At 29.5% G+C, this 6,649-nt stretch carries 8 protein-coding genes; 7 read left to right on the forward strand and 1 reads right to left on the reverse strand.

Annotated features, from left to right (window positions below; all coding sequences use genetic code 11):
- The 7 genes from N4A40_02895 to N4A40_02925 all read left to right on the forward strand — a co-directional run.
- Positions 1-364: 2Fe-2S iron-sulfur cluster-binding protein (locus N4A40_02895; protein ID MCT4660781.1), on the forward strand; the 364-nt coding region annotated here is incomplete at its 5' end.
- Positions 365-529: 165 nt separating this feature from the next.
- Positions 530-1,183, forward strand: coding sequence for a response regulator transcription factor (locus N4A40_02900; GenBank protein ID MCT4660782.1), 654 nt, complete (start codon positions 530-532; stop codon positions 1,181-1,183).
- 3 nt (positions 1,184-1,186) lie between these two features.
- Positions 1,187-2,617 (forward strand): HAMP domain-containing histidine kinase, encoded by a 1,431-nt coding sequence (locus tag N4A40_02905; GenBank protein MCT4660783.1) that lies wholly within the window; start codon positions 1,187-1,189, stop codon positions 2,615-2,617.
- Entirely contained in the window at positions 2,610-3,350 is a 741-nt protein-coding gene (locus N4A40_02910) for a hypothetical protein (GenBank protein MCT4660784.1), read from the forward strand. Before N4A40_02905 ends, N4A40_02910 begins: the two co-directional genes overlap by 8 nt.
- A 117-nt stretch (positions 3,351-3,467) precedes the next feature.
- Positions 3,468-4,613, forward strand: a complete 1,146-nt coding sequence (locus tag N4A40_02915; protein MCT4660785.1) for a TlpA family protein disulfide reductase — start codon at positions 3,468-3,470, stop codon at positions 4,611-4,613.
- Positions 4,610-4,744, forward strand: coding sequence for a CD1871A family CXXC motif-containing protein (locus N4A40_02920; protein MCT4660786.1), 135 nt, complete (start codon positions 4,610-4,612; stop codon positions 4,742-4,744). The genes N4A40_02915 and N4A40_02920 overlap by 4 nt, the downstream gene beginning before the upstream one ends.
- A complete protein-coding gene (locus tag N4A40_02925) occupies positions 4,744-5,604 on the forward strand; it encodes a 4Fe-4S binding protein (GenBank protein MCT4660787.1) in 861 nt (286 codons plus the stop codon). Before N4A40_02920 ends, N4A40_02925 begins: the two co-directional genes overlap by 1 nt.
- Positions 5,605-5,703: 99 nt before the next feature.
- Here N4A40_02925 and N4A40_02930 read toward each other — a convergent pair whose 3' ends face one another.
- Positions 5,704-6,231 (reverse strand): type II secretion system GspH family protein, encoded by a 528-nt coding sequence (locus N4A40_02930; GenBank protein ID MCT4660788.1) that lies wholly within the window; start codon positions 6,229-6,231, stop codon positions 5,704-5,706.
- Positions 6,232-6,649: the final 418 nt, after the last annotated feature.

The following is a 6,649-nucleotide window of genomic DNA, read 5'->3' on the forward strand; positions in this document are numbered from 1 at the left end:
AAGTGTAAAAAAAGGATGCGAAGTAGGCGAATGCGGAGCCTGTACAGTCCTTATAGATGGAGAAGTATTTGATTCTTGCATATATCTGGCAGTTTGGGCAGAAGGAAAAACTGTTAGAACTACCGAGGGACTTATGAGCCCGGATGGAGAAATTTCAGATGTACAAAAGGCATTTGTTGAAGAGGCAGCAGTTCAATGTGGATTCTGCACATGTGGCTTTGTAATGTCTTCAGTGGCAATAGTAGAAGATGAGAAAGAATATGATAGAGAAGATATCAAAAAAGGTCTAGCAGGCAATATGTGTAGATGTACGGGCTATGAAAATATTATAAAAGCTGTGGATAAGGTTAAGAACAAAAAGTAAGATGAAAAAATAATTACATTCTAAAAAATATTAAAGACCTAATACTAAATTGTATTAGGTCTTTAATATTTAAAATGTGTAAAAAAGTACATATGATGCGATTTTGATACAAAAAAGATGTAATATAAATAGATAATATAAAAATACAAGTTATGGGAGGATTAAATGATAAAAATATTAATAGTTGAGGATGAGAGAGCTATATCTGAACTTATAGAATTAAGTTTATCATATGAAGGTTATGAAACTACATGTACATATGATGGCAAGAGCGCGGCTGATATACTAGAAAGAGAGAATTTTGATTTGGTATTATTAGATGTAATGTTACCGTACATGGATGGATATGAAATACTAGATTATAGTAAGGCACTTTCAATTCCAGTTATATTTTTGACAGCTAAAGATGATTTAAAGGATAAATTAAAAGGTTTAAAATCTGGAGCGGAAGACTATATAACAAAGCCATTTGAGATAGCAGAGTTGGTAGCTAGGGTGAAAACTGTGCTTAGAAGATATGATAAAGGAGATCGGATTTATTTTATCGATGATATAAGTATAAACTTAGATGCAATGAAAGCGATTAAAGGTGATACAGAAGTGAAAATGACATCAAAAGAATTTGCGGTACTAGTAATGTTTGCTAGAAATCCTAATAAAGCACTTCATAGAAAACAAATATACAAAACGGTTTGGGAAGATGAGTATCTTGGTAATAGTAGGACGGTTGATTTGCATGTACAGAGAGTGAGAAAGAAAATGGGATTAGAAAATAAAATAGTATCGGTATATAAGGTTGGTTATAGATTGGAGGTTTAGAGTTTGAAATTTTCAACAAAAGTAGTTGTAGGCGTACTTTGGATAGTCATGACGTGTTTTACCTTTGGAGGTACTTTTATAATTGATACTAATTTCGATATGTTTCTATCGGAACAAAAAAACATATCGAAAAATATAACTGAAAACATATACAATCTACTAAAAAGTGAAACTCAAGGATATAATTCTAAAAGACTTGGTAATATAAGTATTGAAAGTAAAACACTTATAATAAAAGAAATAACTGAATCCATAAATATAAATGTGGAAGGACAAAGATTAAAATTTAGTGTTTTAGAGAGTAATAAGAATGATTTATGCAGTGTTAATAAAGCTTATTTAGACAAAATTTTTGTAGATCAACTGGAAATGAATTGTAGAGCATATAAAGTCGATAAAATTGCTAATCGATATTATTTGAAAACGATAAGACCATTTACGTTCTTGGGAAATATTTACTATATAGTTGTAGATAAAGACATATCACATATATTTAAAAGCCAAAAGCAGCAATACGAAATTTTAATTAAAACAACATTAGCGTTATCATTAGTGTCTATATTAATGGCAATTTTATTTTCTAAGATATTGCTTTATCAGGTTGTTGAGTTGAATGAAGTGACCAAAAAAATGAAAGAGGGGAATATAAGAGAACGTGCAAAAATAAATGGGAATGATGAACTAGCGAAGTTAGCTAAAAACTTCAATTTAATGGCAGATTCATTAAAAGAGAATATGGAAATGTTAGAGGAGGAGGCATTAAATAGAGAAAATTTTGTTGCAGCTTTTTCTCATGAAGTAAAAACACCATTGACAGCTATAATCGGATATGCAGATATGTTGCGTAGTTGTCCTGGAGATGAGAAACGAATACAGAAAGGTGCAAAATATATATTTTCTGAAGGAAAAAGGTTAGAGAGGCTTTCGAAAAGACTCTTGCAAATTATGTCCATAAAAAATCAGAAATTTGATTTTATCACATTAGAAATAAAAGAGTGGGTAGAATCACTTAGTGATGTTTTAAACTATTACTTAGAACAGAAAAATATTACGTTAGAAATTAGTATGCAAGAAGATTATTTAAAAATAGAGCCGGAGCTTATAAATATGGTAATTGTAAATATAATTGACAATGCACAAAAAGCAAGTAGCAGAGATAGCAAAATAGTTTTAAATGGAAAAATAAAAGAGAGATATTATATTTTAAAAATAGAAGATAGTGGAATTGGAATGGATGCAGAAACATTGAGTAACATAAAGCAACCATTTTACAAAGCAGAAGCATCTAGAAATAGAGATCAAGATGGAGCTGGGTTAGGACTTGCTTTGAGTCAAGCGATAATGGAAAGGCACAACGCAAAAATGGAAATATATAGCGAAATGAGAAGAGGAACTACAGTTGAATTGATTTTTAATAGGGGGATAAATGAGTAAAAAAATTAAGATTTATTTCATTATTTTTGCATTATTTTCAGCAACTTTATATAAACTTTTGCTGACATACTTAAATATGGGAGAATTAAACAATAACATAACAAAAGAAGATATAGACTTGAAAAACATAGAAATATCTTCTAGTGAGGAAATAAAAGGATTAGAAATAAAAGAGCGAATAAAACTAATGGCAGATGCAATGAAAAGATCTAATACAAATATAATGAATGTCGAATTTGAAAATGTTAAGGATGAAGAATTGGAATTTGCTAAGCAAAAGATACTAGAACAGATAGATATATTGAAAAAACTTGAAGTTATATCTAACAAAGACTTCAAATTAAATAAAAATGATTTATTAATAAGGAAGAATAGATATTCAAATATAGAAAAGCCAGATGAATACGTAGTTTTTTGGGATGGAAGAATTGAGAATTCAGAATACGACATATCTTTTACTATTGATGGAGAATATTATATTATTTATGACTTAGCCTATTTTGAATACAATCATAAAGGAGAGAATTGTAAAGACAATGCCATATATAATTTTTTTAAATATCTAGGGTTTGAAGAAAAGGATTTTATAAGAAAAACTGATAACGAGTATTGTTTCTATTTTGAAAATGAAAAACCAGAGTTTGAATACAGATATAAAAATAAATTATACAAATCAAAATATGGAAATCAGTTGGAGCTTATGATTTTGATAAAGAGACAAACATACAGATAGGATACAACTATGAATAATATTTGATACAAAACTTTGGTAGAATTATTATGATGTTACAGGGAAAATTTGTTTGAAATTTATTGTGACATAAATTATGATAAAGGAGTTTGAGTAGATATGAAAAAAATATTAGTTGCTATTGCATTGATGTGTGTGATGACAATAGTGTGTAGTTGTGGGCAGGTAAAAGTAGAAAAAGAGGTATCTATGCCAATAGATAGTGAATATGTGGTTAATGCTGAGTACAATAGTAAGTCTATGAAAACAATTGCAGGAAATGAATTTGTAGCAAGGGGAGATAAAAAAACGGCAGCATATAAGATGATTGGACTTGGAATTACTGATACTGATGAAATAATTAGTGAGAGAGAAAAAGGAAAAATTAGCGGATTTGTAGGGGATGATACATGCTTAATTACCTATAGTCCGCAAAAAGCAATCGAAATGATGCCAACAGAGGAAGATTATTCAAAAATGAGTGATGAAGAGATTAGTGAGTGTTGGAAAAAAGTTAGAAAAAAAGAGCTTGATTTGTGTGCTGTTTTGATAGAAGATGTAAAAAATAGTGAGGCTAATGAGCGACTTGAAAGTACAAAGAAAGACTTCGAGCATATTGAAAAATTGCTTGAATTTGATGATAAAATCTTTTATTTTGTTTACAATGATGACACTAGTAATTTAGAATTGACAGAAGATGAAAAACAAGTGTTGGATAAAATAATAAAATCATATGGATATATCAAAGACAATTTATGTATATTTAAAGCGGTCGATGAAGAAGAGGGTTTTATGCATGAGGAAGGAAAGAGTGTTATGGAGGGAAGTTTGTCAGAATTTACAGCTCAAACCACTGATGAAAAAGATGTGAATCAAGAAATTTTTAAAAAATATGATATAACTATGGTTAACGTATGGACAACGTGGTGCGGATACTGCGTAGAAGAAATGAAAGATATTCAAACTCTATATAAAAAAATACCAGACAATGTAAATATTATTTCTGTTTGTGTAGATGGTGATAGCGAAAAAGAGATTGTAGAAGAAATTATCAAAGATAAAGGAATGGAATTTTTGACAATTAGAGGGAATGACGAATTAAAAGATACATTTTACAAATATGTTGAAGCTTATCCAACTACTGTATTTGTGGACCAGAACGGAAATATTGTTGGGAAAGAGCAGGTAGGAGTTCCTGAAAATGGATATGGAGAACTTATTAATGACGCACTAGAAACCATTGGGAAAGAAAGAAGTGTGAAATGAAATTTAAAGTAAGAACTACGATTTTTTTTGCTGCGATTCTTTTTATAGTAATTGGAATAACTCGAGAGGAGCACTTAGTAGTAATGAAAAAAGCTGTAAATATTTGTCTTGAGTGCATAGGTATTGGATAATGAATGGAAAAAAACAATCAAAAATGCGAATTATTATACAATTAGTTATGGCTATTTTTTTCAATGGATATTTGACTGGATTTGCTAAAGGAAAAATATTTAAAGGAAGTAGTAAAGGGCTTTGTGTACCAGTTTTGAATTGTTACTCATGTCCAGGAGCTACTGGAGCGTGTCCAATTGGAGCGTTACAAGCTGTATTAGGAGGAAATAGACACAATTTTTCATTTTATGTTTTAGGGTTTATAATGTTATTCGGAATAGTATTTGGAAGATTGATATGTGGTTTTTTATGTCCATTTGGATTGTTTCAAGATTTACTGCATAAAATTCCTTTGCGCAAAATAAAGATACCTCGAATCATAGATAAATTGCTGAGGTATTTAAAATATGTTTTTCTAGTAATATTTGTTATATTAATGCCGATAGTACTTACAAATAAATTTGGAATGGCACCGCCATATTTTTGTAAGTGGATTTGCCCAACTGGAGTTTTAGAAGGGGCTTTTCCACTCATATCAGTAAATGATAGCCTTAAAGCTAATCTTGGTTTTCTATTTAATTGGAAAGTAGGCATTTTGATATTAACCTTATTTGCATCGATTACAATGTATAGACCATTCTGTAAATATATATGTCCACTTGGTGCAATGTATTCGTTGTTTAATAAATTCAGTATGTATCAAATGTACGTGGATAATGAAAAATGTACAGGTTGTAAATTGTGTGAAAAAAAATGTAAAATGGGAGTTGAGATAACTCGAAATATTAATTCATTAGAGTGTATTCGATGTGGAGAATGTAAATCAATATGTCCCGCTGGAGCAATTACAAGTGGATTTAAAGAAAAGCAATTAAAATAAATTTTAGTGAAATTAAGAATCATAGCTTTGTTAGCTATGATTTTTAATTTCACTAAAATTCACGAATGATAACTTAATTTGTAATGAAGTAAAATAAGTTTAATAATCTTCTCTATAAAGCGTAGTAAGTTGATAATTAACATCGTCAAATACATATTCAAAATTACCAGAGGCAGAAACCCATGGTTTTATTACAATAGTATCCTTGGTATTGACTTTGAAACTGTGATCACCTTCTTCTATCAGAAATGCTTCACCTGGTTTTCGAGGACGCAAGTCTTTACCGGGAGACATATAAAAGATTGCATATATAGTGCCCTTATTTTCATCAATTCTTGCAACAACATAAGCAGTCATCTTACGTCCTTCGCTTTGAAAATCTAAAGCATCTTGATTTACAAAGTCGTTATTATCCATAAGTATATCAAATTTACTATAGTTTTCAGATATGTGTTTTAATCGGACGGATTTAAGTATAGATAAGCTAGTTTGAACATCAGCTTTTACCTTAATATTTTTAAGAATAATAGAAAAATTCGCATGCGCAATAGCGCCTAATATAGATACTATGGCTAAGACTAAGATTAATTCTAAAAGAGTAAAGCCATCTTTCTTTTTAATTTTCATAAAAAGACCTCCTTGAGAACCCAAAAATAACCCAACCCAAAAATAATCTATTATAAGTATACCCTATTTAGATTAAATAATCTATTCTATAATTAGCTTATATCAATTATGCTTAATTACAGTAAAATAATTTTATGTTTTTTATATTGTTTTAGTGAACTAAATCACTCTAAAGTGAACAAAAAAGAATAAATAATTTTAAAATCATGAAATAACTGCTTGTTTATTGGAATTAAACACCGTTTTTTGATATAATGAAAAAGACATGAAATAGGTAAAAACTATAGAAAGGAAAGTGGTATATATTTATGGGGCGAAAATATATTATAAGGCTAGCTGCCGGAGTATTTATATGTGTATTTGGTTTTGTTGGATGCGGACAAGAAAAAAGTAAAATAAAGGAAAACGATTTTAAAAA

The organism is Tissierellales bacterium (genome assembly GCA_025210965.1).
Classification (GTDB): domain Bacteria; phylum Bacillota; class Clostridia; order Tissierellales; family JAOAQY01; genus JAOAQY01.

Coding starts and splice junctions, on each gene's coding strand:
- N4A40_02910 (MCT4660784.1), top strand. CDS start 2,610: ATGAGTAAAAAAATTAAGATTTATTTCATTATTTTTGCATTATTTTCA.
- N4A40_02920 (MCT4660786.1), top strand. CDS start 4,610: ATGAAATTTAAAGTAAGAACTACGATTTTTTTTGCTGCGATTCTTTTT.
- N4A40_02930 (MCT4660788.1), bottom strand. CDS start 6,231: ATGAAAATTAAAAAGAAAGATGGCTTTACTCTTTTAGAATTAATCTTA.
- N4A40_02900 (MCT4660782.1), top strand. CDS start 530: ATGATAAAAATATTAATAGTTGAGGATGAGAGAGCTATATCTGAACTT.
- N4A40_02915 (MCT4660785.1), top strand. CDS start 3,468: ATGAAAAAAATATTAGTTGCTATTGCATTGATGTGTGTGATGACAATA.
- N4A40_02925 (MCT4660787.1), top strand. CDS start 4,744: ATGAATGGAAAAAAACAATCAAAAATGCGAATTATTATACAATTAGTT.